Source organism: Neobacillus vireti (assembly GCF_036962345.1).
Classification (GTDB): Bacteria; Bacillota; Bacilli; order Bacillales; family Cytobacillaceae; genus Neobacillus; species Neobacillus vireti_A.
In genome coordinates this window covers 74,189-100,534 of sequence record NZ_JBALNB010000014.1, presented here as the reverse complement: position 1 = coordinate 100,534, position 26,346 = coordinate 74,189, and the positions used below count along the sequence as shown (strand labels likewise).

Genomic DNA, 26,346 nt, shown 5'->3' with positions numbered 1-26,346 from the left:
TCGATTCCATACTAAAAACTGAGGTGAATACGATGTCAGAAAATCGCAAAATTGCGCAAGATGTGATCGAAGCTGTTGGGGGCGAGGAGAATATCCAATCAGTAGCCCATTGTGCAACACGACTAAGAATCATGGTCAATGATAAAGAAAAAATCAACCAAGAACAGGTAGAACAAATCAATAAAGTAAAGGGAGCTTTCTATAATTCCGGTCAATACCAAATTATCTTTGGCACCGGTACAGTAAATAAAATTTACGAAGAAGTATCCAACTTAGGACTCGATACAAAGTCCGCAACTGATCAGAAAAAAGAAGCAGTAAAAAGCGGAACAAAATTTCAAAGAGCAATCCGTACTTTTGGGGACGTATTTGTACCGATTATTCCGGTTCTAGTGGCAACAGGTCTCTTTATGGGTCTTCGCGGTTTGGTGATGCAGGACCAACTATTAGCTTTATTTGGAATGAAGCCGGAGGATGTATCACAAAACTTCTTGCTCTTTACACAGGTGTTAACGGATACAGCCTTTATCTTCCTGCCGGCTCTTGTTGCCTGGTCAACGTTTAGAGTATTTGGCGGAACTCCAATTATTGGATTGATTCTCGGACTCATGCTGGTTTCACCTGCCTTGCCTAATGCCTATGCAGTTGCAGGCGGCAGTGAAGAAGCGCTACGTTTCTTCGACTTTATTCCGGTAGTTGGTTATCAAGGTTCTGTGATCCCAGCCTTTATTGCCGGTATTATTGGAGCGAAGCTTGAAAGAGCGATTAGAAAACGTGTTCCTGAAGCATTGGATTTAATTGTTACTCCTTTTGTTACGCTACTTGTGATGAGTGCTCTTGCACTATTAGTCCTCGGCCCAATCTTCCATACAGTTGAGCAAGGTATCTTAAATGTTGCGACCAATGTCCTTTCATGGCCATTTGGATTGGCGGGTCTATTAATTGGCGGATTAAACCAGCTGATTGTAATCACAGGTGTTCACCATGTATTCAATATGTTAGAAATTCAACTGCTGGCTGAATTCAAAAACAACCCTTACAACGCGATTATAACGTGTTCGGTTGCGGCACAGGGCGGTGCTGCCCTGGCAGTAGGATTAAAAACAAAATCTGCAAAATTAAAAGCACTGGCTCTGCCTTCCTCATTCTCAGCATTTTTAGGAATCACTGAGCCAGCCATCTTCGGGGTAAATCTTCGTTACGGAAAACCATTTATTATGGCACTGATTGGCGGTGCTGCAGGAGGATTTTTAGCTTCCATTCTTGGACTAAAGGCAACAGGTATGGCGGTTACCGTTATTCCTGGAACCCTGCTTTATCTAAATGGGCAGATTTTACAATATATTTTAGTAAACGTCGTTGCAATCGCCGTAGCCTTCATTTTAACTTGGATGTTCGGCTATTCAGATAAAGAAGTGGAGAAATAGGCAAGGTTAACTTGCCTTTTCTTTTTAATTGGAGGTTCTGAAATGACAGAAATCCTTGTTCAAACAGCGTACAATGAAGTAGAAAAATATAAGAATAAGGTAATAAACGATCATTACCGGTTAGACTATCATCTCATGCCGCCTGTTGGATTGTTAAACGACCCTAATGGATTAATTCAATTTAAAGGGATTTATCATGTTTTTTACCAGTGGAATCCATTTGATACAACGCATGGTGCTAAGTTTTGGGGGCACTTTACGTCCGAGGATATGGTCCATTGGCGGGAGGAGCCGATTGCCTTGGCCCCAAGTGAGTGGTATGAAAGAAACGGCTGTTATTCTGGCAGCGCCGTAGAAGCGGATGGAAAACTGTATCTCTTTTATACAGGGAATGTGAAGCAAGAAGATGGAACTCGAGAAACGTATCAATGCCTTGCGGTGTCTGAAGATGGAATGCTTTTTGAAAAGCATGGCCCGGTATTACAGCTTCCAGAACAGTATACAGCCCATTTCCGCGATCCAAAGGTTTGGAAAAAAGATGATACCTGGTATATGGTAGTCGGGGCGCAAACCTTGGATGAAAAGGGTATAGCGGTATTGTTTCACTCAAAAGACTTGTATCATTGGGAGGAAGCGGGCCCGATTGCAGGCTCCGGTATGAATGGACTCGGGGACTTTGGCTATATGTGGGAATGTCCGGACTTGATTCATTTAAATGGTAAAGATGTCTTGTTGGTTTCGCCGCAGGGGCTTGAGCCAGAAGGGGATCTCTATCATAATTTGTTTCAATCTGGATATTTTATTGGAGAGTTAAATAATAAGAGCATAAAGTTCCAGCATGGCCCGTTTACCGAACTTGACCGCGGCTTTGACTTCTATGCACCGCAAACCTTTAAGGATGAGTCAGATAGAACGATTCTATATGCCTGGATGGGAATAACTGATGAGCAGGAAGCTTATCAGCCGACCATCGCGAATCATTGGGTCCATGCCCTAACCATCCCAAGAGAATTACAGCTTCATAACGGGAAAATTTTTCAAAAGCCAGTGGACGAATTAAAGAAGCTGCGAAAGACTCAAGAAGTTGTGGAAGGGAATACATGCGAAGGGACTTCAACAGAATTACTTGTGGACTTTGTAAAAGCCGGTCCATTTGAAATCTCATTTCGTAATGAAGCTTACCTAAGCTTTGATTCTGATAAGCTTACGTTAAAAAGAAGAAGTTTAAAGACAGGAGAATTCGAAAAAAGATCCTGTAAAATAGATTCAGTTTCTACGTTGCAAATTTTTATGGACCATTCCTCTCTGGAGATTTTCATCAATGACGGTGAAGAGGTATTTACGGCACGGTATTTTCCAAAACCGAAAGATACTATGATTAGCATTGAAGGGGAAGCAGAATTTAAATGGACCAAGTGGAATCTTGGTTAGACAGAGGTGACGATGATGAACGGAGTTTTATGTTTAGGCGAAGCCCTTATTGATTTTATCCCGCTTGATTCCGACAATTTAACATATCAAAAAGCTCCGGGCGGTGCACCGGCTAATGTTTCTGTTGGAATTGCAAAGCTTGGAGGGAAGGCAACTTTCCTTGGCAAGGTCGGAAATGATGTCCTAGGGCATTTCCTTAAGAAGACGTTGATAGATTACGGTGTCAATACACAATCGATGAAGTTTACAGATGAAGCCAGAACAGGGCTTACGTTTGTTACATTGGAGTCTTCCGGAGAGCGGAGTTTCAGTTTTTATATCAATCCGAGTGCGGACCGATTTTTAAGAAAAGAAGAATTGGATCCGTTACTATTTGAACAGCATCAGATTTTTCATTTCGGTTCAATCTCATTAATCAGCGAGCCGGCTAAATCAGCCACACTTCGGGCGATTGAGCTGGCGAAGGAAAAAGGTATGTTGATTTCGTATGATCCGAATCTTCGGTTGGGTTTGTGGGATTCTGAAGAACAGGCGAAGGGGACCATCCTTGCTACTCTTTCCCATGCAGATATCTTAAAAGTTTCCGAGGAAGAGCTTATCTTTTTAACAGGCTGCAGCCATTTAGAAGAAGGGATGGGGCAATTACCTGATTTGCCGCTGGTTTTGGTGACATTAGGCGGAGAGGGTTGTATGTACCGATTTAAAGGCCAGATTGGAAAGGTGCCTGCATTGGAATGCAAGGTGGTTGATACAACTGGGGCCGGTGATGCATTTGTTTCCGGAATTCTTTATTCGGTGAATGAAGCTGGAAAAGCCTTAGATAAGTTTTCGGAACAGGAAATAAGTGAAGTTATCCAATTTGCAAGTGTTTCCGGCGGTTTAGCCACGACCAAAAAAGGCGCCATGACGGGTCTGCCTGCACTAGAGGAAATCAAAGACAGATTAGCAAGGGAAAAAGCTTAATACATGGTATGGAAAAGGTGTGTACTTTTTATTAGTATGCACCTTTTTTGTTCTTGTTGAGTTCATTATGCCGATGATGAACAGAATTCCTAGGAAAGTCGTGGAGATGGTCATCATAACATCGCTTGAGGACTTATCACCAAGACAGGTCAGAAGGATTTGTCCTCAATGCGGGGTCTTGAGGACAAATCAGTAAGAGCAGCCGGAAGGATTAGTCCTCAATCCGGGGTCTTGAGGACTAATCAGTAAGAGGAGCCAGAAGGATTGGTCCTCAATCCGGGGTCTTGAGGACCAATCAGTAAGAGGAGCCAGAAGGATTAGTCCTCAATGCGGGGTCTTGAGGACAAAACGAAACGAGCAGCCAGAAGGATTAGTCCTCAATCCGGGGTCTTGAGGACCAATCAGTAAGAGGAGCCAGAAGGATTAGTCCTCAATGCGGGGTCTTGAGGACAAATCAGTAAGAGCAGCCAGAAGGATTAGTCCTCAATCTGGGGTCTTGGGGACAAAACAAAACGAGCAGCCAGAAGGATTAGTCCTCAATGAGGGGTCTTGAGGACAAATCAGTAAGAGTAGCCAGAAGGATTAGTCCTCAATCCGGGGTCTTGAGGACAAAACCAAACGAGCAGCCAGAAGGATTAGTCCTCAATGCGAGATCTTGAGGACAAAACGAAACGAGCAGCTAGAAGGATTAGTCCTTACTCTAATTTTCAAAAAAATAATTGGAAATATCCTACATAATATTCAATTAGATTAATAGATTTTTATAGGACATGAAAAAATAAGGAGGAGATAGCTTGAACAATGTTTATTTTGAAGGTAAGGAATTTGCAAGGTCCTACATACTGCCTTATACAGAAATGATTGACAAGGAGTCGATATTTCCTGAAGAGTCATTTAAAAAGCTAAATGAAAAGGGTTTTTTAAAACTGCTCATACCTAGACAATATGGCGGACACGGGAAAGGGCTTGAAGAGCATGCACAGGCCTGTCTGGCATTTGCAGAATCATGCGCCACTACAGCTCTTTGCTATATGATGCACAATGTTGCGGTGATGTGTGTTTTAGCTCATGGCAGTGAGGAGTTAAAGGAGAAAATTTTTACCGACATTATAGAAAATGGGAAATTCATGGCACTGGCATACAGCGAGTTTGGAACAGGGACAAACTTTTATATTTCAGGCATGACTACGGAAATTAACGGAGATTACACAACATTTAATGGAAGTAAGAGCATGGTAACCTCTGCTACATATGCTTCCTACTACCTCGTTCTTGCACCATCTGTGGAAGAAGGAAAAATTAATAACTGGGTATTTCCTCTGGAAACAAAAGGTCTATCGTTTGAAATGGCCAAATGGAATGGTCTTGGAATGAGAGGTAATTCATCCTGTCCAATGAACATTGATCATGTGACATTGGACTCATCCTTGCGGATCGGCGAAGAAGGTTCAGGCGAAGAGCAGGTATTTAACGTAGTAGCTCCATTTTTTGTTACAGGGCTTGGAGCAGTTTACAGCGGTACCGCATTGCATATGTTTGAAATCGCCAGCAATCATGTTGTTGATAGGCAATATCCTGATGGAAGGACACTTTCAAATATTGAAACAGTCCAGGTGCATATTGGAAACATTTATAAACATGCAGCTGCTGCCAAAGCTATCACGCTAGATGCTGCCAGAGCAGGTGCAAATGGGGAAGCCGACGCGCTCGCAAAGATCCTGGCTGCAAGAATCGTGGCATCAGAAGCTGCAATCGAATGTGGAAGACTTGCCATGAGAGTGGGAGGAGGGAAAGCATACAATAAGGCACTCCCTACAGAAAGACTTCTGAGAGATGCATATGCCGGTCAAATTATGGCCCCAAGTGCCGACGTTCTGGCTGTTTGGCTAGGAAAAGCACTAACTGGTCAGATGATTCCATAAGGAAAGGGTGAGCGCATTGAGTAATGATACAATAAAAGTCAGTGCAGTTATTTATGATCCGAGAGTTACAGTGATCTGGGGCATTATCGCAGATTTTTTCAAAGAGGAAGGGCTTGAAATCGAATGTATCTTCTATAAGGATTATGAAAAACAGGTTGACGGTCTAATGAACAGAGAGATTGATATCGCCTGGAATTCGCCCTTAGCATGGCTGGATGCGTATACGAGAACCAATGGCAAATGCCAGATGGGATCCATGAGAGATACGGACAGAGACAGAAAGTCCTGCTTTATTGTTAGAAAAGATAGCGGCGTCACCAATCTTGATGGACTTAGGGGCAGGACGATTGGTTTTGGAGCGATTGACTCTCCGCAAGCAAGATTGATCCCAATCAACCATTTGTATAAAAATGGACTTGAGTATGGAGAAGATTACACAGAGATAAGATTTGATATTGGCATCGGCCTCCATGGAGACCATATCGGAGGTGAGCTAGAGGCTATTAAAGCATTGTTGGAGGGAACAGTAGATGCTTCTGTCACGCTGGATTTGAACTGGGAAGCTTGGAAGAAGGATGGAAGTATTGATGAAAATCAATTGGTATGCATAGACACGACGGATTTGTATGACCACTGTATTTTCGTCGCTCATCCTGAGTTTTCACATGAAAGGTTTAAAGAATGGCAAAAGGTGCTCCATCGAATGGACTATTCCAATGAAGCCCATCAAAAGATGATGGATATGGAAGGGTTAAAGGAATGGGTTGAAGGCAGAATCACAGGATTTCAGCAATTATGTGAAGCTCATGACTATCTTAAAAGGGTGCTTACTAGATAAATAGAGGACTAATGAAATCGGTAATAAAAAAGAGAAGCGTGTGGTTTTTCCGCTGCTTCTCTTGTACTTTACATTGAGTTTTGGAGTTGAATGACATGATAAGGTCATTACCGCTATTTCCCACTTCGTTAATAGGAAGTATGCCAAGATCAAAAGAGGTTCTAAAAGCCCTTAGAATGAATAGAAGAGGAACGATTGGACGAAACGACTTCAACAAGCTTATTGAGAGTGAAACGCAAAAGGTCGTCAAGCTTCAGGAGAATTTAGGGATTGATATCATTACAAGTGGAGAGATCGGACGGGATAACTATGTGTCCTTTGTTTCCGATAAAATTGGCGGAGTAAGAATGATGAGCATGAGTGAAATGCTCGATTATATTGAGGATAAAAAAGCTTTTGAGAATATTTTAACCACGCTTGATGTTCCAGCAGTCAGTATTAAAAATGCTATTTGTGTTGGTAAGTTGAACTACAATGGTGATATTGTTGCAAATGAGCTTATGACGATGAAGAAGTTCACCAATAAACCCATTAAAATTACCATGCCGGGTCCCTATCTTCTTACCAGATCAATGTGGCTTCCTACTCTCTCTGGTAAGATTTATGGGAGCAAGGAAGAACTAGGGCAAGACGTAATAAAAATCATGAAGGAAGAGATAGACCATCTTATGGACATAGGGGTTGATGTGATTCAATTAGACGAACCAGTTTTGACTGAGGTTGTTTTCACAGAGGGAAAGCCAAGGTCATTTATGTGTGCTGCTCTTTCCGAGAGAAAGGATCCTAAAGAGGAGCTCGAATTTGCCTGCTCCTTGATTGGTCAAGTTATGGGGCATATAGATAGGACAAAGACAGTTGCTTCTTTACATGTCTGCAGAGGAAACTGGAGCAAGAATGAGAGCATTTTATTATCAGGATCCTATACTCCTTTGCTTGATTTATTTGCAGAGGTGAACCCGGACCTTTTAACACTTGAATTTTCAACACCAAGAGCAGGGGAGTTAAGCTCATTATTGACTGATTCAAGAATCAGAGAGCTCACAACACTTGGTTTAGGTGTGATAAACCCACGTACAGATGAAATTGAAACATTGGACTCCATCCTTACTAGAGCGGAAGAGGCAATAAATTATCTTCCAAGAGAAAAAGTGTGGCTGAATACGGATTGCGGTTTTGCAACCTTCTCAAATAGTCCCGTTAACATACTTGAGAATATCTCTAGAAAAATACGCTCATTAACAGAAGCAAGTTCCATACTCAGGAGCAAATATGAATAAAAAGTCGAAAGCTGAATTAAACACTTTATATGAGTCTAGGATTTTTGACATGAGCTTTAGGGGAACGTCAAATGACCTTTCAACTGTAAAAATTTTTACAAGTAAAAATAGCTTTGAAATCGAGAAGCAAATCAGCTTTGACTCAGAATACCAACAAATTAGTAGTATTGAATACTTTGCTGGTTCAGTTTTAAGCAGCATACTATTGACTCTACTGCAGCAGTCGGAAAAAAGGGGTTCCAAGATTGAAGAAATAGAAGGGGTTTTGAACCTAACACTGGAAAATCCTCTGTACTTGGTAGGTGTAAAAGGATATGATCAAGAACCGTTTATCAAAAAAATAACCGTTACCGTTTTTTTATTTTTAGATCTTGAGGACAAAGATTTTAATGACTTGTGCTTCAGGGCACTTAAAAATTCCCCTATTTACAATACGTTAAAAAAATCAATGGAACTTGAGGTCTTTTTTAAAAAGCTTTTATAAGTGCTCAATTCAAATGGTAAGCAGCCATTGAAATGGAATTATTCTGTTCCTGGAAGAACCGAAAAATTCAGGCAGGATATCTATTTTTATATTAAAATAGATAAACAATTTTACAATTTCAGGGTTTTTCTGGTGGATAGCTTGATATTCTTACAAAAAAGGCTGTCCCTAAATTATTCGAGACAGCTTCTTCACTCTAAAATCAATTTTTTTATTTGTTCTTCAATTTCCACTCCAGCAACAGGCTGTATATAGACTATTTTCACGCCTTCGACGGTTTCTGGAGTGGTGAGCCAAACACCGTTTTCACCGTGAATAAAACTTAAATCCGCGGTATCCCAGTTACCTCGTTGATCATCCCATGTGATGACCTCGACTTGTCCTGCTAATTTCCGTGTTTTCAAACTATAAAGGAATGCTTCTATTTCAGGGCCCATATCAACGGGCTGACTCTGTAACAATTGGTTAAAGGTATCCCTCGATAAATAAATGCTCCTAGAATCTACTTTTTCCACATGAGACAGAGAAAACCGCTCCACGATTTCTGTAAATGCCTCGAGAGGGGTTCCGATTAATTCAATCTTATGTATATCTGCATCGGGAGCTTTAGTTCTTTTTACTACAAGCTTAGGTGTAAAGTAATAATGGGTGTCCTCCTGCTGATGTTGCTCAATCCTACTCAATCGCAGGTAAACTGACTGTGGTCGCATCGCATTGATCAGAATCGCAACCCTTCGTTCGATTTCAAAGGTTTCTTTTTCAAAAAGAATTTCTTTTTCGATCAAATCCTCTTGTATTTGAAAAAGAGCTTCCTTTAACTCGCTTTGGGTATTTCCTGCAAAAGGATCCGTCATTCCTACAATTACTTCTATATGAAGCAGCTCACTCAAAAAATAAATTTCCTTTGATGATAACCTAATATCCATAAATAGTGACACTCCCTTTTTTGGGACGTTTATCTTTGAACCGAATAAGTTCGGATTCTTGTGTTAAACTCATACGTTAAATCCTTGGTAATCGTTTCGGTATCCGCTGTGACGCTTACGTTTATAGCAACGGTAATCATGCTGTTATCGGTGAGATTTAAATTTTTATTGCCGTTTATTTTTTCAAAAAGAACATTATCGCTTAGCTGGATAGATGGAAGTTCTTCATCCGCAGTAAACTCCAGAGGAAGTGCTAAATCCTTCGTTATTTCTTCGAAATTAACATCTTTAGTTCCAACGATTTTAATGCTATTTATCAAAATAGTATTCATATTATCCTGCTGTTTATAAGCGGCTAATTTCAGCGTGAAATTGGTATAATCATTGCCTTCCTCATCCTTTTCAAAGCCAGCATGTCTCATGTAGGGCATGAAGAGTACCTCTCCCACAACATAAGGCTTATAGGCATCGTCAGAGAAAACTTCTTCCGAAATCTTCATCTTTTCCGTGTCAGCATGAATCAGATCGATGATTGAGTCCTTTTGACAGCCGGCCAGACTAATAGAAAGCACACCTATACTCAGAATTTTAAGTAATCTCTTAAACACACTTCAGCCCCCTTAAGAAATTACTGTTGAACCGAATAGGTTCGGGATCTTGTTTCTAATTCAAAGGTTAAATCCTTTGTAATGGTTTCTCCATTTTCTTCTACACTTACGTTGACTAAAACCGTAATAATACTGTCGTCCGTTAGTTTCATATTTTCTTCGTTTATTTCTTCAAAAAGAAGATTGTCACTCTTTTGAATGGAGCCCTCCCAGTCGGAAAACTCCAAAGGAATGGACAAATCTTTAGAAAGCTCTTTAAAGGTTACATCTTTCGTTCCCTTCACTTTAACACTATTGATGGTAACCGGATTGCTATTTTCCACGAGTCTAAAGGCTTTAAGATATAAAGAATACTTGTAATAGACGGGATCGGTATCAGACTCATTTTGTACAGTATAAGGAGCAAAGAAAACAGTACCCACCCTATTGGGTTCATAGGCAGGATTTGAAAAAACAACTTCCGTTACTTGAAGCTTTTCTGTTTTGGCATGAAATAAATCGATAATGGTAGCTGTTTGACAGCCAGCAAGATTTATAGCAAGCATTCCAATCGTAAAAAATTTTACTAACCTCTTAAACATACTTAACCACCCCTAATCATTTAAAAATCTTTGTTGATCCCGTTCGTTCTTTTGTCCAACCATATAATAAGGGACAACATCTGTAGCAACATGGCCAATTCCAGTTTTACCGAACTCTATCCATTCTAGTAACTCCTCCTTGTTTGTCGGAAAACCTTCAGGTTGCAGGGATGGATTAATATAATTATAAGTTCCTATATACCGGGGGTCCGTTACAAGGCTATGATCGTCTCCATTAAACACAGCTTCTCTGCCATCAGGATGGATGAATTTCAGTTCAGGCTCGCCTTGATTATTATCATGATAAATCGACATCTCCACAGGGAGTCTGATCCATCCCGATGCAGGGTCTTTTACCTCTTCATAGATTGGAGGGGGGCCATTCATTTCTTTTCTCTGCTCATAATGGAAATACTCCAGCCGTTCCCTAAAATCCTGTCCACTCGGGGTGATATCAAGAGTCTTTCTCACTCCAGTTTCTAGCAGAGCATTAAAAATATCTGTTTTATTGTCTTTTGCAAATTCATAAGTAGTGATCATTTGCTTGCGTTTCGTTTCCACATAGTTCCAAGCATCGCCTGCCTGATTTTCAATATAGTTAGTGCTGCGATTCCAAGCATGGGTGGCTTGATTTCCGATATAGTTCGTCCCGCGGGTCCAAGCATTTGTTGTTTCACCAACAGCCTGATTCCATTTTTTTAATAAAAGTTGACCCCAGCTTATGTCCGCGTTCTTCGATACACTCGGGAATTTTCCATTTATGGAAGTGCTCCAAGCCGGTGCTCCTCTAAAAAGAGCAGCATTTTGAAAAGTTCCTAAACCTAATGCACTAAGTCCGTTATTCGATCGAAAAGTGGAATTCCCAAGTGCCAGATGGATTCCGATTGTAGTGGCCGCTTTCGAATCCGCACCTTGTAGTGATTGGGACTTTCGCTCTATAATTTGTTCGGCTTGTACATATTTTTCTATTGAAATACGAAGGAAGTTTTCGAGTGCTTTAAGTTTCATTTCCAATTCATTTGTTGCCTGTACCGTATGATTTAATCTGGCGCCAATTCCTCGGCGGTTTATTATTCTTGTATCGATACCCGACTTTAAACCGGTTAACTGATTTTTAATGTTAGAAAGTTTATTTGAACAAGTATGAACCTCGGGAATCGTTTGTTGAATACCTGTTAAATTCACCTTAATTGTAGACAATTCCATTCCACCTTCACCCTGGATCATTATGAAAAATCCCTATATTTTACCATAACGAATATTCGGCAGGTTTAAAATAGGAATTTAATACTATATAGGTGCCTATCACAGGAGTATGTAGAGAATGATTAAGGAAAGTCTTCTGGAAGTTTCAGGTCGTGAAGTCTCTATGTAACCACTACATAGAAATTTACGAATTGGATGGAGTAAAGCCAAAATCCAAGAGTTAACTTGGTTCGAGAAGGTGTCACACTTTGTAAGAACATAACATTAGCTTTATTTTCGTTTGTTTTTTAAACGGGTTATTTATCCATGGAAGTTGGGGGAATCAACCTTAAATATATTAGTCTTACACTGGATTCCATATATTAAATATACTTTTAGATTGCTAGTTATGGTATTATACGTAAGAGAAAATTTATGCATTTAAAGGAGCAGTTATGAGAAAAGAAAAGATTTGTCGCTGGTCTTTTTTTATTTTTGGATTAATCGTATTTGGGTTGGGCATTGCCTTAACAGTTGAAGGAAAAGTAATAGGAATAGGGCCTTGGGATGTGTTTCACTATGGACTGTTTTTGCGAATCGGACTGACGATTGGCACATGGAATATCATTATGGGCTTGCTATTATTAATGGTTACCTTCATTGCAACGAAAAAACTGCCTAAAATTGGTGCGTTTTTAAATATGCTGTTGATTGGCTTGTTTACGGATTTCTTTATCTGGCTTTTGCCAAGTACCAATAGTGTAATTGGTGCTGTCATATTCTTTAGCATAGGTGCAGTTCTTATGGGTGTTGGAACAGGAATCTATATGTCGGCTGGTTTGGGTTCTGGACCGCGTGATGGAATCATGCTATTGATTATAGGGAAAACAGGCTGGAGTATACAACGGGTTCGCAGTGGAATGGAAGTACTAGTACTTCTACTTGGTTGGGCATTAGGAGGGCCAGTGGGCATTGGAACAGTAATCATTGCATTCCTATTAGGACCAGTTGTAGGAATTTCCTTACCGAAGTCTAAAAATCTACTAAAGTTTTTACTCGATGAAAAAGCTGATAATAAACTAGCGGTTTAGTTCCGCAGTTCCATTACAGAAGGCGCAGATCACTAATCTGCGCCTTTGTTGATAGTAAGTTATTTTTAACCCTTTTCCACATCCATTTTAAGGTAGTCTATGAAATATGAGCCAGTGCCGTGTATGATTAATTCATAAAAAGATATTCCCCAGAACGGAAAAAGGGGCTTGACCCTTTTTCATAATAAAAGCATCCAAAAACTCTACCCCTTAAGATGTTTCCTGACCCTAAAAATACTACTGCCAAGTTCATTTAAAGCAATGGCTGCTAGAATAATAGCCGTGCCTAACCACTGAAGCGGAGTTATCTCCTCTGACAAAATAATGCTGGCAGATAGGATAGCGACTGGTAATTCAATCGATGTAAGTATATTGGCGATTCCACCTGAAACCAATGGTGCGCCAACAGCGAAAAATAGCGGGGGAAGGACTGCTCCAAATAGCGAAACACCAAGTGCAGTTGTTAGCAAATTTGCCTCGAATGGCAGTACGGATGGAATGTCACGCATGAATAGGACAAGTACTAAGATAGTTGACCCTGTTGCCATTAAAGAAGTCCGAGTCAATGGGTCTACATTTACAGCTACCTTTCCGCTGAAAAAAATAAATCCGGCATAAGTGAATGCGGATAAAATTCCAAAAAGGAAGCCTTTCAAAGGTAGTCCCTGTAGATCGCCATTTAATAAATTGGAAGCAAAAAAGACCCCGATCAAAATTAAAATGATGGACAATATGGTGATAGGAGCAGGTTTTATTTTACTAAAAATCCATTCTAAAATTATTCCTATCCAAACGAATTGGAACATTAAAATGATGGCCAATGAGGCCGGCAGATATTGCATCGCACCATAATAAAAGATACTTGTTAAGCCGATAAAACAACCAGTTACCATAATTTGGGGAATATTTTTCCTATTAAGTCCCTTAAAGCTGCTGCGTTTAAGTAGAGTCAAAGACCATAATAAAAATGAGGAAATGATCATTTGAACGATATTAATTTGGCCAAGAGAATAGCCGTAGTTAAATCCCAATTTAGCAAATATCGGTGTAAAACCAAAGCAGCCAGCACCTACTAATATAAATAAAATCCCTTTATTGCCTTTCATGATGATACCTCCTTGGAGCAAAAAACTATCAAATTATTATATCATAAATAGAAAAAAAGGTTGTTCCTAGTAACTCCTTTAAGTGAGGGGTTTAGATGAACCTTATCTGAAGTAACAATAATAAAATATATTGACAAAATAATAAACTACTATTAATATATAGAAAATATTCAAAAATAATTTCACTTTTAAAAATTTAATAATTAGCAGCTATGATTGCTATGGATCACACTATAGCAGGAGCAGCTTCTGGAGAGACCGCTGGATTTTCCACGGCGCCGAAGGGTTCACTATCTCAGGCAAAAGGACAGAAGAGTACTAAATATTTATTTGTGGTGCTGATATCCGTTAGCATTACAACTATTATTTGCTATTCTTATGACCTAAGAGATTGGAAAACTTCCAATCTCTTTTTTGATGGGTAAATTTATTGCTCATCGATTCACAGTGAAAATGGTTATAGGGAGGAATTTGGTATGGCACAGCAAGAATTAAAAAGGGATTTAAAAAATCGGCATGTTCAACTCATCGCCATTGGCGGGACTATCGGAACCGGATTATTTCTGGGATCAGGTAAAGCCATACAACTGGCGGGGCCATCTATTATATTTGCCTATTTACTTGTAGGTATCGCTATTTTTTTCGTCATGAGGGCACTGGGAGAACTTTTGTTGTCAAAAGCAGGGTATCAATCTTTTACTGACATTGCCGAAGATTATCTTGGACCTCGGGCAGCGTTCGTAACCGGGTGGACCTATTGGTTTTGCTGGATTATGGTGGCGATGGCGGATGTGATTGCGGTTGGTGTGTATGTCCAATATTGGTTTGATATTCCGCAATGGATACCTGCCATCATCTGCTTAATTATCTTATTAGGATTCAATTTACTAACGGTAAAGCTTTTCGGAGAATTAGAGTTTTGGTTTGCATTAATAAAAGTCATCACGATTCTCGTATTAATTGCCATTGGGGTTATTTTGCTGATAATGGGGTTCAAAACCGAAGCAGGAAGTGTTACAGTTCAAAATCTCTGGGACCATGGAGGGCTTTTTCCAAACGGCGTTACAGGTTTCTTACTTTCCTTCCAAATGGTCGTGTTCGCCTATGTCGGTGTGGAATTAGTTGGGGTATCGGCAGCGGAAACATCCGATCCTAAAAAAAGTATTCCATCGGCTATTAATAAAATTCCCTTAAGAATTCTATTTTTCTACGTGGGTGCACTGATTGTCCTATTATGCGTGAATCCTTGGACGGAGCTAAATGCAGGGGAAAGTCCGTTTGTTAAAACCTTCAGTTTAGTCGGGATTCCGATTGCTGCAGGCATTATTAATTTTGTCGTATTAACGTCAGCGGCTTCTGCTTGTAACAGCGGGATGTTCTCAACAAGCCGGATTCTTTTTAACTTAAGCAAAAATGACCAGGCACCATCCAATCTGGCAAAACTGAATAAAAATCATGTACCAAGTAATGCGCTATTTACATCCACGCTTGTCGTATCAGCGGGCGCACTTTTGAGTAAACTCATTCCAGAACAAGCCTTTGGAATTGTGACAACGATTAGTGCGATTTGTTTTATCTGGGTTTGGGGTGTCATTCTCGTTTGCCATATTAAATACAAGAAAACACAGCCGCAATTACATGCAAAATCAACATTTAAAGCACCATTCACACCATTTATCAATTATGCGGTCCTAACATTGTTTGCAATGGTTCTAATTATCATGCTGGTTGCGGAAGAAACACGTCCTGCGTTATTGCTGACACCGCTGTGGTTTATTCTATTATTTATGCTGTATTCAAATAGAAGAAAAAAGAATAAAAATATCAAGATATCAGCATAAGAGCATGGAATAAAAGCGCACTTCTCACTTTGAAAAGCAGTATTATTGAAAAACTAGACCGCGAGGATAACTCGATACTTCATTCAGATACGTCATGGTGGACGACTAAAGGCTTCTACAAAGAAGCCTTTTCAGTATGATTATTTAAATGACTTTTGTAATCCATTTATCTATTACAAGCAGGGACAACTTCTTTAGGAATTGGTCACTGATAGACATTTCCATGCAACGCGGTCCTTATGTTCTTTTTTGAATTTCATTTTAGCTACCCATCTTTTTATCAAGTAGAAATACACTATCATCGTTATCTCCTTATTACCTTAATTACTCCCTTTTTAATAAGCAATCAAAGCTTAGTTAAAGACATTTCCCTTGACATCCTTTTAAAAAGTATTTATGGTTATCTAAGGTAATAGTTACCCATGGTAACTAATTTGGTTGGAAGGGGAGAATGAATTGGAAGGTTTTTTTCAGCATTATTTAAGTCTTTATAGACCCTTGATAACCAAATTGAATGAACTTATGAGTACGTATGAGCTTTCTTATTCTCTTTGGCAGGTTATTTTTTATATAAAAACCAATGGGCCATCGACACTTGTAGATATTGCCAATAAATACAATGTAGAAAAACCAACCATTACAAGAAGGGTTCACCGTTTAGAAGAATTACAAATGGTGAAACAAATTCCTGGTATGGATAGGCGGGAAAAAGTTATTCAGTTGACAGAATTTGGAGAAGAGATTTACTTAGCATGTAGAAAAAATATTACGAATTTAGAAAATAGTGTGATGGAAAGTATTTCTTATGAAGATCAACTGATTACGTTTCAAACTCTTCCTAAAATACAGGAAAATATTACCGTAGGCGAGGGGAACAAACGTGAATAAACCTAAATTATGGACGAAGGATTTTATTATTGTTTCCGGCGTCAATTTTTTGTTATCGTTAATCTTTTATTTATTAATCGTGATTATAGGTGTTTATGCGGTAAATGAATATCATGCAACCACAAGCCAGGCGGGGTTGATTACTGGAATTTTTATTGTTGGGACATTAATAGGGCGTCTCCTAATTGGCCGCAGTATGGATTCAATTGGCTTAAAAAGAACGTTGTTCATCGGATTAATTCTTTTTGTTTTAACAACAGCGTTATATTTTATTCAATTGGGTATCACCTTCTTACTTATTACCCGTTTATTACATGGTTTTGCACTTGGTATTGCGAGTACCGCAGCAGGAACAATTGTGGCTCAGATTATACCGAAGAAACGAAAAGGAGAAGGTATCGGTTATTACAGTATGAGCTCGACACTGTCTACAGCAATCGGACCCTTCTTTGGTCTTTATATGATCCAACATGCAAGCATTCAATTCATATTTGGTCTTTGTCTAGCTTTAGGTATCTTCAGTTTAATAACAGCATTCTTTGTGAATGTGCCGGCATTGGAAGGCATCACAAACATAAATGGAATAAAGGGATTCAAACTCTCTCAACTTATTGAACCAAAGGCAATTCCCATTGCAATGATTACTTTAATATTAGGTTTCTGTTACTCTAGTGTTCTTTCTTTTATTAGTTTCTATGCCATTGAAATTGACCTGGTTCGTACAGCCAGTTTCTTCTTTCTTGTGTATTCCATAGCAGTATTGTTTTCACGCCCATTCACAGGACGTTTAATGGATGTAAAAGGGGCGAACTATGTGATGTATCCGTCCTTTGTCCTATTTGCAGCTGGAATGCTTCTATTAGGTACAGCCCATAGCAGTTTTACTTTGTTGTTAGCGGGAATCCTTATTGGCCTCGGATTTGGTAATATGCAGTCATGCTCTCAGGCAATCGCTATTAAGGTGACTCCTCCTCAACGTATGGGACTGGCCACATCGACTTTCTTTATCTTTCTTGATGCAGGGCTTGGATTCGGTCCTTATTTACTTGGATTCTTCCTGCCATTTTCGAGCTTTAGTACTCTTTATATGATTCTAGGAGTTGTCGTGTTGGGAACGTCTGGTCTTTACTTTTTTCTACACGGAAAGAAAGAAAAGGCTAGTATGAATGCTATGCTTTAACTTAATAAATTTGTTTACGTACAATCCTTCACAAGAAAAGCCGAACTTCCTATCTGGATCTCGGCTTTTTTCATATATAAATGTAATTTAATGAGCGATCGGCTGTTTTTCCAATTTAGCGGGATTTTGTTCGATGGAAAAAAGAGATTTCATATCCAATTTTTGTTATATTAAAAGTAGGTTAATATGTTTAAAGGGGGAACACACTTATGATCCCAGCAAAAATAGATTCCAATTCAATCGCACCGATAAGAGAAAGAGACGTGGAATCCATTATCGATTGGTTCGATCAGCATAAACAATCGTTCTATTTACTTGGTTTGTCCTATCTTAGCAATCAGCAGCAAATGGAAGAGCTTTTTTACCAGACTATTATTAAAGTACATAAGCAATTGCCCCGATTTAAAAGAGATACATCATTCGAAACGTGGGTTACATCCATTTTCATACATATTTACAGGGAGCTTTCTTATGATAGAAGTTTACTAGCTAGAGTAGAAACTGAACCTCGTCAGGATTTTTTCAAAGCACTAGATTGCTTAAAAGAGAACGAGAAAGATGCGGTGGTCCTTACATATGTTAAAGGAATGTCTAAGGAGGAAGTGGCACATCTTCTCCAAGTTTCAGAGAATAAGATAAAGGGGATTTTGTTTTCCGGAATCCAGTCACTTCGAATTGAGATGGGGTACGGACCAACCTTTAATGGTTGTAAGGAGTATCATAAGGATTACATCAATTACTTAGAAAGAACCCTGGATCGGCCCAGAAAGATAGATTTTGAAAAACATCTTTATCATTGTCAAGATTGTCAGGAGGATTTGGCCAGCTTTCAGGATGTCATGTTGACTATGTTAAATCTACCTGATAGGCTGGAAGATTTTCATGTGCCCGTTGATTTCATAGAGAACCTCGAAGCTAGGCTGGCAGAAAAGGAAAAGCACAGACAAAAGAGGAACAAGAAACGAATAAGAAAAGGATTTGTTTTTGCAGGTATATTCGTCTTATTAATAGGAATCGATTTTTTCACTGGGGCGTTTTCCAACCTCTACTATAATTGGACAGAAAAAAATCAGGAATTGCGTGCCTTTCTGCAACATGACCTGGGTGAAAGGCTGAACCTTGAGGATGAGAGCGACGGAGTGAAAATCAAGATTAAGGGTACGATTGCGGATGAGGTTCAGACGCTCGTTTTTTATGAAATAGAAGATACAAAAAAAGACTCCCAATATATGATGGATAATTTTGATGGTGTTTTTGTGGAGAACCAACATGAAATCATGGATGGTGAAGGGTACCAAGGGTTCTATCCCCCTGATCTTGAATCGGATATGAATAAAGAAGAGAAGAATGTGTATCATGGAAAAATTAGTCTGCAGCCAATCAATACTGATAACGGGACAATTAAACTGCAGATCTCCAAGCTTCAAAAAATAATTAGTGATTCCGCTGAACAGAATGGTGGGATGGGTTTCCAAATCATGGGGGATAAAATAGGGAAGTGGACCTTCGAAATCCCTGTAACCAAAAAGCCTTCCGTCGAATATGCATTGAAAGGAGAAACACAAGTCGAAGGAATACCGGTTCGATTTGATAAGCTAACCATTGCGCCAACAGCGACGGTTTTGCACTATGACATCAATATGGAACAACCCAATAAGCAGATTGACAATCTTAATTTTAATCATCTGCAAGTGAATGATAAAAAAGTGAAAGTAGATTTGTATGCCAGGTCCTTTTTCGATACACAACTAGATGTAAATTGGATTTCTTATCAAAGACACTTTTCCCCTCTTTTTGGAGAGAAGCCAAAGGAGGTTAACGTTCAACTCGAATCCGCTCAGTTAACGTTTGATGACCATCATATCATTGAGCTGGATTCTTCAAAGGATTATCCTCAAACCTTTGAATATGCTGGCAGTACAATTTCTATTGATAAGGTAGAAGCAGGGCAGCCGGCTAAAGTGGTCATAAGCGATCATGGAATTGAGAATCGTGCATATGAGACTCTTCATTTCCAAATTTTCGGTGAGGACGAAAATGCCATAAATTCAATGGAGATGTATACGGAAGGAGTGCTCATGGATAAAAACGGGGTCGTTTACGATTACAATAAAAACCCGGTCATATATGAAGAAATTGAGCAGCCCCGCCATTTTATTACCGTTCTTAGCGTGGAATTACAAAATGACAGAACTGGAGAAAAAGTAAATCCAAAAAGACTCGAGATTTATGGATATAATGCGATAAAATATTTGGATGATCTAGTAAAGATTTCGTTGAAATAAGGGATTTTGTTCATATTAGGAATCTTGCTTGTGGTCATTACCAAGCTGATGATGTTGATGATGACCAAAACTACTATTAGTCATGGTGATTTAATCGTGAAAGTTGCTTTTAATAATAGAACGAAGTAGGATTATGGAAGGCTAGATACATGGACAAATCAAAGGAGGCAAACTAATATGAAAGTCATTGTGACCAGTATATTTGTAGAAGACCAAGACAAGGCACTGAAGTTTTATTCTGAAACCCTGGGCTTTATAAAAAAGCATGACGTTCCAGTAGGAGAATATAGGTGGATAGCGCTTGTTTCTCCCGAGGATCAAGAAGGTACGGAGATTTTGCTCGAACCGAATAATCATCCCGCTGCCAAAGAGTATCAGAAGAGGCTATTTGCAGATGGCATCCCAGCAACTATGTTTGGGGTTGAAGATATACATAAAGAGTACGAACGATTAAAGAATCTTGGGGTGAAATTTAAGATGGAGCCGACAGATGCGGGACAAGTCACAATCGCTGTCTTCGACGATACCTGTGGCAACTATATACAGATCGCACAAAAGAATAAATAGAAGGAACCTTGGGAAGGGAGATTTAAATACCGTTAATAGTAGGAGAGATCATTCCGTTTAAACGGACTTTTACAGAAAGAGAAGTTGAATTATTTACGGAGATTTCATAATCTAAATGCCTAGTCCAATTAGGACTAGGCTATTTTTTATGAATTCCTATAGTTGCAAATAGGAAAAATTATGAAAACTATTTCTGTTTATATATTTACAGATGACATTTCATGATGTATTGTTATGTCATACGATATATCGTTATACATAATATCGCGTTACATACTATCTCTAAAAACGAAAGAAGTGAGGTAACAATGGCATATAATGGGGGACCGATGACCGAAGCAATGTATTATGTACTACTAGCTTTAATGCGTCCTAACCATGGGTATCAGCTAATGCACGCAATTACAGAGGTATCAAATGGCAGATTAAAAATGGGGCCGGGGACACTTTACGGGGTACTCTCACGGATGCAAAAAGACGGTCTTATATCACTAGCAGAAGATGATGGCAGAAGAAAAACCTACCGAATAACACCAGAAGGGGAACAAGCTCTTCATTTAGAGTATGGTCGATTGAAAGCCTTGATAAAAGATAGCAGCATTTTAGAGGAAGGTGATGAGGATGAATAAAACAGTCCATAAACTTCGGCCGAGTGATTATTGGCGGATTGGTAAGCATGAAAGCTGGTTTACAGACATGGCGGCTAATGGGCTGCATCTAAAAAAGATGGGGATACATTTTGCCAAGTTTACTAAGGGTACTCCGGAAAAAATGAGGTACAGAATAGAGGTATCTCCAAAGAAGAGGATTACACCAGAACAAACCCAGATGTATGCGGAAAGTGGCTGGGATTACATAACAAGCTATAGTTTTTTTCATGTATTTTCATCACCGGAAGAGCTCGATGCACCGGAGCTTCATACAGACCCCGCCGAACAGTCTTATACATTAAAGGAACTGGATAAGAAATTAGCTTCCAATGCTTTCATCGTAGTCATAGCAATGATATTAATAATCGGTATGTTATCTGCAATTTGGTTTCTTGATGGGGCACCCACATTCGTTATGGTGAAGGGCGTTGCTATTCAACAAACCATATTGGCTCTCTTCTTGGGATACTCTGCCTTTACTTCGCTGCAAGCATCTATTTCAATTCGTGCTTTGCGAAGAAATCTTATTGAGGGTAAACCGATTGATCATCATGCACCTTGGAAGAGGCACTACCGATTACATTCGACCATCGCATTTCTTTTTACAGCAGGGGTGGGATTGAGTGCGATCATTCCATTCGTTCAGCTTGTAAAAATGGAAACCAAAACCTTGCCTGCAGCAAGTCTTGACTTACCGATTGTTAGATTAACATATATAGAAAAGAATCCGGCAATGGTCCGAGTGGAACCTTCCTATGTAAGTGACAATGTGGATTGGGGCAACCGGTATACATATGAGTGGAGTCCATTAGCCCCTGTGCAATATGAAACAGATGAAGAGGGTGTAGTTCCAGGAAAGATGTGGAAGGACGGCAGCGGTGAATATTCACCGTCCATTCATACACAGTTTTATCAGCTGAGTATTCCTTCGCTGGCGGATAATCTGATTTATGATTTAATAGAAAGATATAGATATGAAGATAGTAAAGAAGATTTTGTTGAAACAGAACATCCAGGATTGGATCTCTTGATTGTTCGTGAGGAAGAAGAGAGGAAAGAGGTATTTGCATCTAAAGGAAAAAAAGTGATGTATGTACGCTATTTTGGCTATGCAGATATAAATTCAATAATTGAAAACTTGGTGGAGAAGCTGGATTGATCGATTGTAAAACTTCTTCTTATAGTAAACAGCTGGATAACAAAAAGGGGCGATTGCCCCTAGTTAATTTTATATCATTTAATCAATTTCAAAATGATAAAGCCGACAGCTAATCCTGGAATGACAAATAACATCGGAAGCCAAACAGGTCCAAAAAGTATCCCAAATATCCGTAAATTCGAGGAATAAATGCAACCAACGGTTACAAAGTATGCTGAAAATACAAACGGAAGGAAAGAATTCTTTTCTTTTCCACCGCCTGCATCTTTAAACGCATCCCACATTGCAAAGAAATACAAACAAGGATAAAACATTAACCATTGATAATCTGCATGTGCAATGGCTTTTTCAATCTCCCCATGAAAACTTAAAATAATCACTTCGTTAAAATTGGATTGAACATTGATTAGAAATTCTAAAAATATAAAAACAGTACCTTTAAAAAGTTTTCCATTTAAATATTGTCCAAACCCTGGCAGGGCAATACTCCACATTAATTTTTCTTTTGCATTTTTCACATTAATCCTACGATCCCTTATCAATTTTATTTTTTCCAAAAAGTAATCAATAAGCAATTTACCCATTAACACAAGCTGTAAAAAAGTAAGTTCGAGGTTGTGGGGATTTTTTCTATTAACTTTCTCTCCTGATTCCACTTTAAAATAGATTTCCCTTCATTTAGAAAAATATTTAGTGTTGAAAAAGTACTTTAGTAAAGGGGAGGAATTTATCTTTTCAGAAAGAAGTATTAAATGGGAAAATGGAATAAGGGTCTTTATCTCACTTAAAGAAAGTGATAATATATTAAAATCAGTATGTGTAGAGATATTGGTAGTCGTTTTGACTTTCAAAAATATATGTCGCATGATACGTCTACCATCTGAAATATTTATTTCGGAGGGTAAACATATGTATAAGGAAGATAGACTTCCTCAAAATGCAAAAGAAGGCATAGTCTTTTTGTTGATTACTTCCATTATTTCAGTAAACACGATTGCCCCGATTATTATGGGGATGGAACGCGGCTTTAGTAAGGAAATTTATTTAGAAACCCTAAAGATTATTCCGTTTATGTGGGTAATCGTTATTTTGTTAGTAAAATTGGTTGCGGGACCATTAGTTGGCAGGATAGTACCAAAATTCGCAGGAAAAACAGATGGATTTAATGCCCGAATTTTATTAACTACTTTACTAAATGTTTCGGTCTTATCCATTCTTTTAACGATAATAGGGAGTTGGGTTGGTTCGAAACAAATAAGCTAAGAACCATTTCAAAACTTCTTTCACAGTTGGTTTAGAAATTTTGGTATTGCATTTGGATCGAGCTATTGATTGCTCAGCCAATAGCAGGGTTTGCAATGAAAAAATACATGCTAGACAGGCTAACCAAGCAAATAGTATAACTTCGTAATACCTAAAATGGCGATACGCTGAAATAGTTGGTATTTATACGGATACACTGGCATATCATTAAACAAGAATGTCCAAATGGATATTTTTGTTTAATGATTTTTTTCGACAAAAAAATACAAAATCCTCTTGACCTTTAAGAAAAAACTATGTATTATAATAAACGTGTTTAAGTTCTTTGTTTTTTGTTCATAATTATTTTTGTGCGGGTGTAGTTTAGTGGTAAAACCTCAGCCTTCCAAGCTGATGTTGTGAGTTCGATTCTCATCACCCGCTCCATACATATTACCAAACGCAGTGTATCGTTACTTGAGAACGATGCATTGCGTTTTTTTAATTTTTTCCTTTGTTTAAGAAGGAGCTAATCGTTTCCTATTATATAGCAGGTAGCATCACCGCCATGTATTTGGGTGAACATTTTCATCAATGATTCCGTCAGCCTTTTCGCACTTTTCATTGATGTTGTAGGCTGTAAATAGATAATCTGCACCGCGTTTTTGGCTGCTTCCGTAACTGGTGCTCTATTGGAATCGACAAAAGGGCTTCCAAATGGTCCAAGTTGATCCGATGAAACAATCAGGTTTTCTAATGAATTCATCCGGCCATTTAAGCCTTCGTATTCATCTCCTGCCTTAGCCACCTCAATTGTGATAGGTCCCTCTAATCGGTCGATATCATAAATACCAATTGGGACTTGGTATTGCAAAGAGAAAAAGTTATTAATGTCGATGGCACTTTGAACAGAGATTAGATAATTCTGTTTCTGGACTCTGCGGTATAGCGCCTCTGCTGAATGCCGGTAACGGTTAGGATCCTTGCCGAATGTTTTAAAAATACGACGCCATTCATGAATTCCAGGCAGCTCAGTTAAATTTTTATTTTCTAAATCAAAGTAAATTGATTCCTGAAAAAGCTGCAGTCTTCCTTTAACCATTTGTGGGGAATCGCCTACAGTGATATTTTTATATTCAATGATTCCTAACTTAAAATGAGGAATCTTGCTAATGATTTCTGACGAAAGCTGAATTTCCAATGATTCCACCTCCAAAATTTAATAAAAATAGTTTATCATAATTAGATGTGTACCGAAAATTAACGGCTTACTGATTCGATTTTTACTATATTTTGATAAAAGGTTGGATGAAGGACAAATCGGAAGAGATTCCAGTGAGAAATGTCCTTCATAAGGTGGATGAAGGACAAATCGGGAGAGTTTCAAGTAAGATATGTCCTTCATAAGGTAGATGAAGGACAAATCGGAAGTGATTCCAGTGAGATATGTCCTTCATAAGGTGGATGAAGGACAAAACAGAAGAGTTTCAAGTAAGATATGTCCTTCATAAGGATTTTTTTAGATAAATCAACTTAGCCGAGAAGAAGGGAGGTTTCCAAATGAATGTTGATCAATTGAAAGAGGAAGTCATTGCTTATAGCAAAACAATAGGCATTGATAAGATTGGTTTTACCACGGCAGACCCTTTTACTGAGTTGAAAAATAGACTGATTCGCCAGAATGAGCTTGGGTATCAATCAGGTTTTGAAGAACCTGATATTGAAAAACGGGTGACACCTGCATTACTTCTTCCGGAACCGCGGTCAATTATCTCTATCGCTCTGGCCTATCCAGCGAAAATGAAGGTTCGTGTTGAAGGGAAAAAGGGCGAGCGGAGAGGCTTTTTTTCCCGTGCTTCCTGGGGATTGGATTATCATCATATATTACGTGATCGCCTTAAAAAACTGGAAGAATTTATCCTCACAAAAGTACCAGATGCTCGTCTAAAATCAATGGTCGATACCGGTGAGCTTTCTGACCGTAGTGTTGCCGTGAGGGCCGGAATTGGATGGAGCGGTAAAAACTGTGCCGTTATGACGCCGGAATATGGCTCCTACGTCTATCTAGGCGAAATGATTACGAGTATTCCTTTTGCTCCTGATTCTCCAATGGAGGATCAATGTGGTTCCTGTACAGCCTGTCTCGAAGCTTGTCCTACTGGAGCGTTGGTTCAAGGGGGACAAATTAATGCTCAGCGCTGTATCGCCTATTTGACACAGACAAAAACTGTGATTCCTGAGGAATACAGAGATAAAATCGGCAACCGGGTGTATGGGTGTGATTCCTGCCAAACGTCCTGCCCAGTCAATAAAGGGAAGGATTTTCACTTCCATGAGGAAATGGAGGCTGACCCTGAGATCGCGAAGCCATTACTTAGACCCTTGTTAAAAATGAGTAATCGTGAATTCAAGAATAAATTTGGCTCGGTAGCAGGATCGTGGCGAGGCAAAAAGCCGATTCAACGGAATGCTATCATCGCTCTTGCCCATTTCAGGGATGAAACCGCAGTTCCCGATTTACAAGGTGTTTTAGAAAATGAAACCAGCGCTGTTCTAAAGGAAACCGCTGCCTGGGCTCTAGGTAAAATTGGCAGTCCGGAAGCAGTAGAAGTACTAGAAAAAGCGGCAGCAAAAGAAATGGACTTAGAAGTAAAGAATATGATTGAAAAAAGCCTACTAAAGCGAAAGAACTAAA

24 protein-coding genes, 1 tRNA gene and 1 riboswitch are annotated in these 26,346 nt (G+C 39.1%); of the genes, 18 read left to right on the top strand and 7 right to left on the bottom strand.

Features of this window, described 5'->3' with window-relative positions:
* Window positions 1–32 precede the first annotated feature (32 nt).
* The 7 genes from V7108_RS17595 to V7108_RS17565 all read left to right on the top strand — a co-directional run bounded on the left by V7108_RS17595 (window position 33) and on the right by V7108_RS17565 (window position 8,342).
* Entirely contained in the window at window positions 33–1,427 is a 1,395-nt protein-coding gene (locus V7108_RS17595; protein ID WP_335518194.1) for a sucrose-specific PTS transporter subunit IIBC, read from the top strand.
* Between the two features lie 42 nt (window positions 1,428–1,469).
* Window positions 1,470–2,858: a sucrose-6-phosphate hydrolase gene (locus V7108_RS17590; RefSeq protein ID WP_335518191.1), complete on the top strand. Its 1,389-nt coding sequence runs from the start codon at window positions 1,470–1,472 to the stop codon at window positions 2,856–2,858.
* 12 nt (window positions 2,859–2,870) lie between these two features.
* On the top strand, window positions 2,871–3,821 hold the full coding sequence (locus V7108_RS17585; RefSeq protein WP_335518188.1) for an aminoimidazole riboside kinase: 951 nt from the start codon (window positions 2,871–2,873) through the stop codon (window positions 3,819–3,821).
* Window positions 3,822–4,615: 794 nt separating this feature from the next.
* Window positions 4,616–5,743: an acyl-CoA dehydrogenase family protein gene (locus tag V7108_RS17580; protein WP_335568965.1), complete on the top strand. Its 1,128-nt coding sequence runs from the start codon at window positions 4,616–4,618 to the stop codon at window positions 5,741–5,743.
* A gap of 16 nt (window positions 5,744–5,759) precedes the next feature.
* On the top strand, window positions 5,760–6,581 hold the full coding sequence (locus V7108_RS17575; RefSeq protein ID WP_335568964.1) for a phosphate/phosphite/phosphonate ABC transporter substrate-binding protein: 822 nt from the start codon (window positions 5,760–5,762) through the stop codon (window positions 6,579–6,581).
* A 95-nt stretch (window positions 6,582–6,676) separates the two neighbouring features.
* The gene (locus V7108_RS17570; RefSeq protein ID WP_335517755.1) at window positions 6,677–7,858 is read left to right on the top strand and encodes a cobalamin-independent methionine synthase II family protein; all 1,182 of its coding nucleotides are present in this window, start codon (window positions 6,677–6,679) and stop codon (window positions 7,856–7,858) included.
* The gene (locus V7108_RS17565) at window positions 7,851–8,342 is read left to right on the top strand and encodes an OsmC family protein (RefSeq protein WP_335568963.1); all 492 of its coding nucleotides are present in this window, start codon (window positions 7,851–7,853) and stop codon (window positions 8,340–8,342) included. The genes V7108_RS17570 and V7108_RS17565 overlap by 8 nt, the downstream gene beginning before the upstream one ends.
* Window positions 8,343–8,533: 191 nt before the next feature.
* Here V7108_RS17565 and V7108_RS17560 read toward each other — a convergent pair whose 3' ends face one another.
* The 4 genes from V7108_RS17560 to V7108_RS17545 are packed head-to-tail and all read right to left on the bottom strand — an operon-like array spanning window position 8,534 to window position 11,657.
* Window positions 8,534–9,268: a hypothetical protein gene (locus tag V7108_RS17560; protein WP_335568962.1), complete on the bottom strand. Its 735-nt coding sequence runs from the start codon at window positions 9,266–9,268 to the stop codon at window positions 8,534–8,536.
* Between the two features lie 29 nt (window positions 9,269–9,297).
* Window positions 9,298–9,876, bottom strand: coding sequence for a hypothetical protein (locus V7108_RS17555; protein WP_335568961.1), 579 nt, complete (start codon window positions 9,874–9,876; stop codon window positions 9,298–9,300).
* Window positions 9,877–9,896: 20 nt separating this feature from the next.
* The gene (locus V7108_RS17550; protein WP_335517742.1) at window positions 9,897–10,457 is read right to left on the bottom strand and encodes a hypothetical protein; all 561 of its coding nucleotides are present in this window, start codon (window positions 10,455–10,457) and stop codon (window positions 9,897–9,899) included.
* Between the two features lie 12 nt (window positions 10,458–10,469).
* Window positions 10,470–11,657: a hypothetical protein gene (locus tag V7108_RS17545; RefSeq protein WP_335568960.1), complete on the bottom strand. Its 1,188-nt coding sequence runs from the start codon at window positions 11,655–11,657 to the stop codon at window positions 10,470–10,472.
* 440 nt (window positions 11,658–12,097) lie between these two features.
* On the opposite strand from V7108_RS17545, the gene V7108_RS17540 reads away from it, so the two are divergent.
* Complete coding sequence (locus V7108_RS17540; protein WP_335517735.1) at window positions 12,098–12,733, top strand: YczE/YyaS/YitT family protein; 636 nt, start codon at window positions 12,098–12,100, stop codon at window positions 12,731–12,733.
* 203 nt (window positions 12,734–12,936) lie between these two features.
* Here the strand turns inward: V7108_RS17540 and V7108_RS17535 are convergent, their stop codons facing one another.
* Window positions 12,937–13,839: an EamA family transporter gene (locus V7108_RS17535; RefSeq protein WP_335517732.1), complete on the bottom strand. Its 903-nt coding sequence runs from the start codon at window positions 13,837–13,839 to the stop codon at window positions 12,937–12,939.
* A 239-nt stretch (window positions 13,840–14,078) separates the two neighbouring features.
* Window positions 14,079–14,160: riboswitch (glycine riboswitch) on the top strand.
* Between the two features lie 155 nt (window positions 14,161–14,315).
* On the opposite strand from V7108_RS17535, the gene V7108_RS17530 reads away from it, so the two are divergent.
* The 7 genes from V7108_RS17530 (at window position 14,316) to V7108_RS17500 (ending at window position 22,409) form a co-directional block, all read left to right on the top strand.
* Window positions 14,316–15,680 carry an amino acid permease gene (locus V7108_RS17530; protein WP_335517729.1) on the top strand — a complete coding sequence of 455 codons (1,365 nt, stop codon included), beginning with the start codon at window positions 14,316–14,318 and terminating at the stop codon, window positions 15,678–15,680.
* Between the two features lie 456 nt (window positions 15,681–16,136).
* On the top strand, window positions 16,137–16,568 hold the full coding sequence (locus V7108_RS17525) for a MarR family winged helix-turn-helix transcriptional regulator (protein ID WP_335517726.1): 432 nt from the start codon (window positions 16,137–16,139) through the stop codon (window positions 16,566–16,568).
* Entirely contained in the window at window positions 16,561–17,748 is a 1,188-nt protein-coding gene (locus V7108_RS17520) for an MFS transporter (RefSeq protein ID WP_335517723.1), read from the top strand. The genes V7108_RS17525 and V7108_RS17520 overlap by 8 nt, the downstream gene beginning before the upstream one ends.
* A 209-nt stretch (window positions 17,749–17,957) precedes the next feature.
* Window positions 17,958–20,033: a sigma-70 family RNA polymerase sigma factor gene (locus V7108_RS17515; protein ID WP_335568959.1), complete on the top strand. Its 2,076-nt coding sequence runs from the start codon at window positions 17,958–17,960 to the stop codon at window positions 20,031–20,033.
* Between the two features lie 177 nt (window positions 20,034–20,210).
* On the top strand, window positions 20,211–20,600 hold the full coding sequence (locus V7108_RS17510; protein WP_335517717.1) for a VOC family protein: 390 nt from the start codon (window positions 20,211–20,213) through the stop codon (window positions 20,598–20,600).
* A 308-nt stretch (window positions 20,601–20,908) separates the two neighbouring features.
* Window positions 20,909–21,229, top strand: a complete 321-nt coding sequence (locus V7108_RS17505; RefSeq protein ID WP_335517714.1) for a PadR family transcriptional regulator — start codon at window positions 20,909–20,911, stop codon at window positions 21,227–21,229.
* Complete coding sequence (locus V7108_RS17500; protein ID WP_335568958.1) at window positions 21,222–22,409, top strand: DUF2812 domain-containing protein; 1,188 nt, start codon at window positions 21,222–21,224, stop codon at window positions 22,407–22,409. Before V7108_RS17505 ends, V7108_RS17500 begins: the two co-directional genes overlap by 8 nt.
* Before the next feature lie 74 nt (window positions 22,410–22,483).
* Here V7108_RS17500 and V7108_RS17495 read toward each other — a convergent pair whose 3' ends face one another.
* On the bottom strand, window positions 22,484–22,903 hold the full coding sequence (locus tag V7108_RS17495) for a hypothetical protein (protein ID WP_335568974.1): 420 nt from the start codon (window positions 22,901–22,903) through the stop codon (window positions 22,484–22,486).
* Window positions 22,904–23,318: 415 nt separating this feature from the next.
* Between V7108_RS17495 and V7108_RS17490 the strand changes: the two genes are divergently transcribed.
* Together V7108_RS17490 and V7108_RS17485 are read left to right on the top strand one after the other, a co-directional pair.
* On the top strand, window positions 23,319–23,672 hold the full coding sequence (locus tag V7108_RS17490; RefSeq protein WP_420489197.1) for a hypothetical protein: 354 nt from the start codon (window positions 23,319–23,321) through the stop codon (window positions 23,670–23,672).
* A 352-nt stretch (window positions 23,673–24,024) separates the two neighbouring features.
* Window positions 24,025–24,098: transfer RNA gene (locus tag V7108_RS17485), tRNA-Gly, on the top strand.
* Between the two features lie 82 nt (window positions 24,099–24,180).
* On the opposite strand, the gene V7108_RS17480 is transcribed toward V7108_RS17485, so the two are convergent.
* Entirely contained in the window at window positions 24,181–24,852 is a 672-nt protein-coding gene (locus tag V7108_RS17480) for a B3/B4 domain-containing protein (RefSeq protein ID WP_335568957.1), read from the bottom strand.
* 359 nt (window positions 24,853–25,211) lie between these two features.
* On the opposite strand from V7108_RS17480, the gene queG reads away from it, so the two are divergent.
* Window positions 25,212–26,345 (top strand): tRNA epoxyqueuosine(34) reductase QueG, encoded by a 1,134-nt coding sequence (gene queG, locus V7108_RS17475; protein WP_335509542.1) that lies wholly within the window; start codon window positions 25,212–25,214, stop codon window positions 26,343–26,345.
* Window position 26,346: the final 1 nt, after the last annotated feature.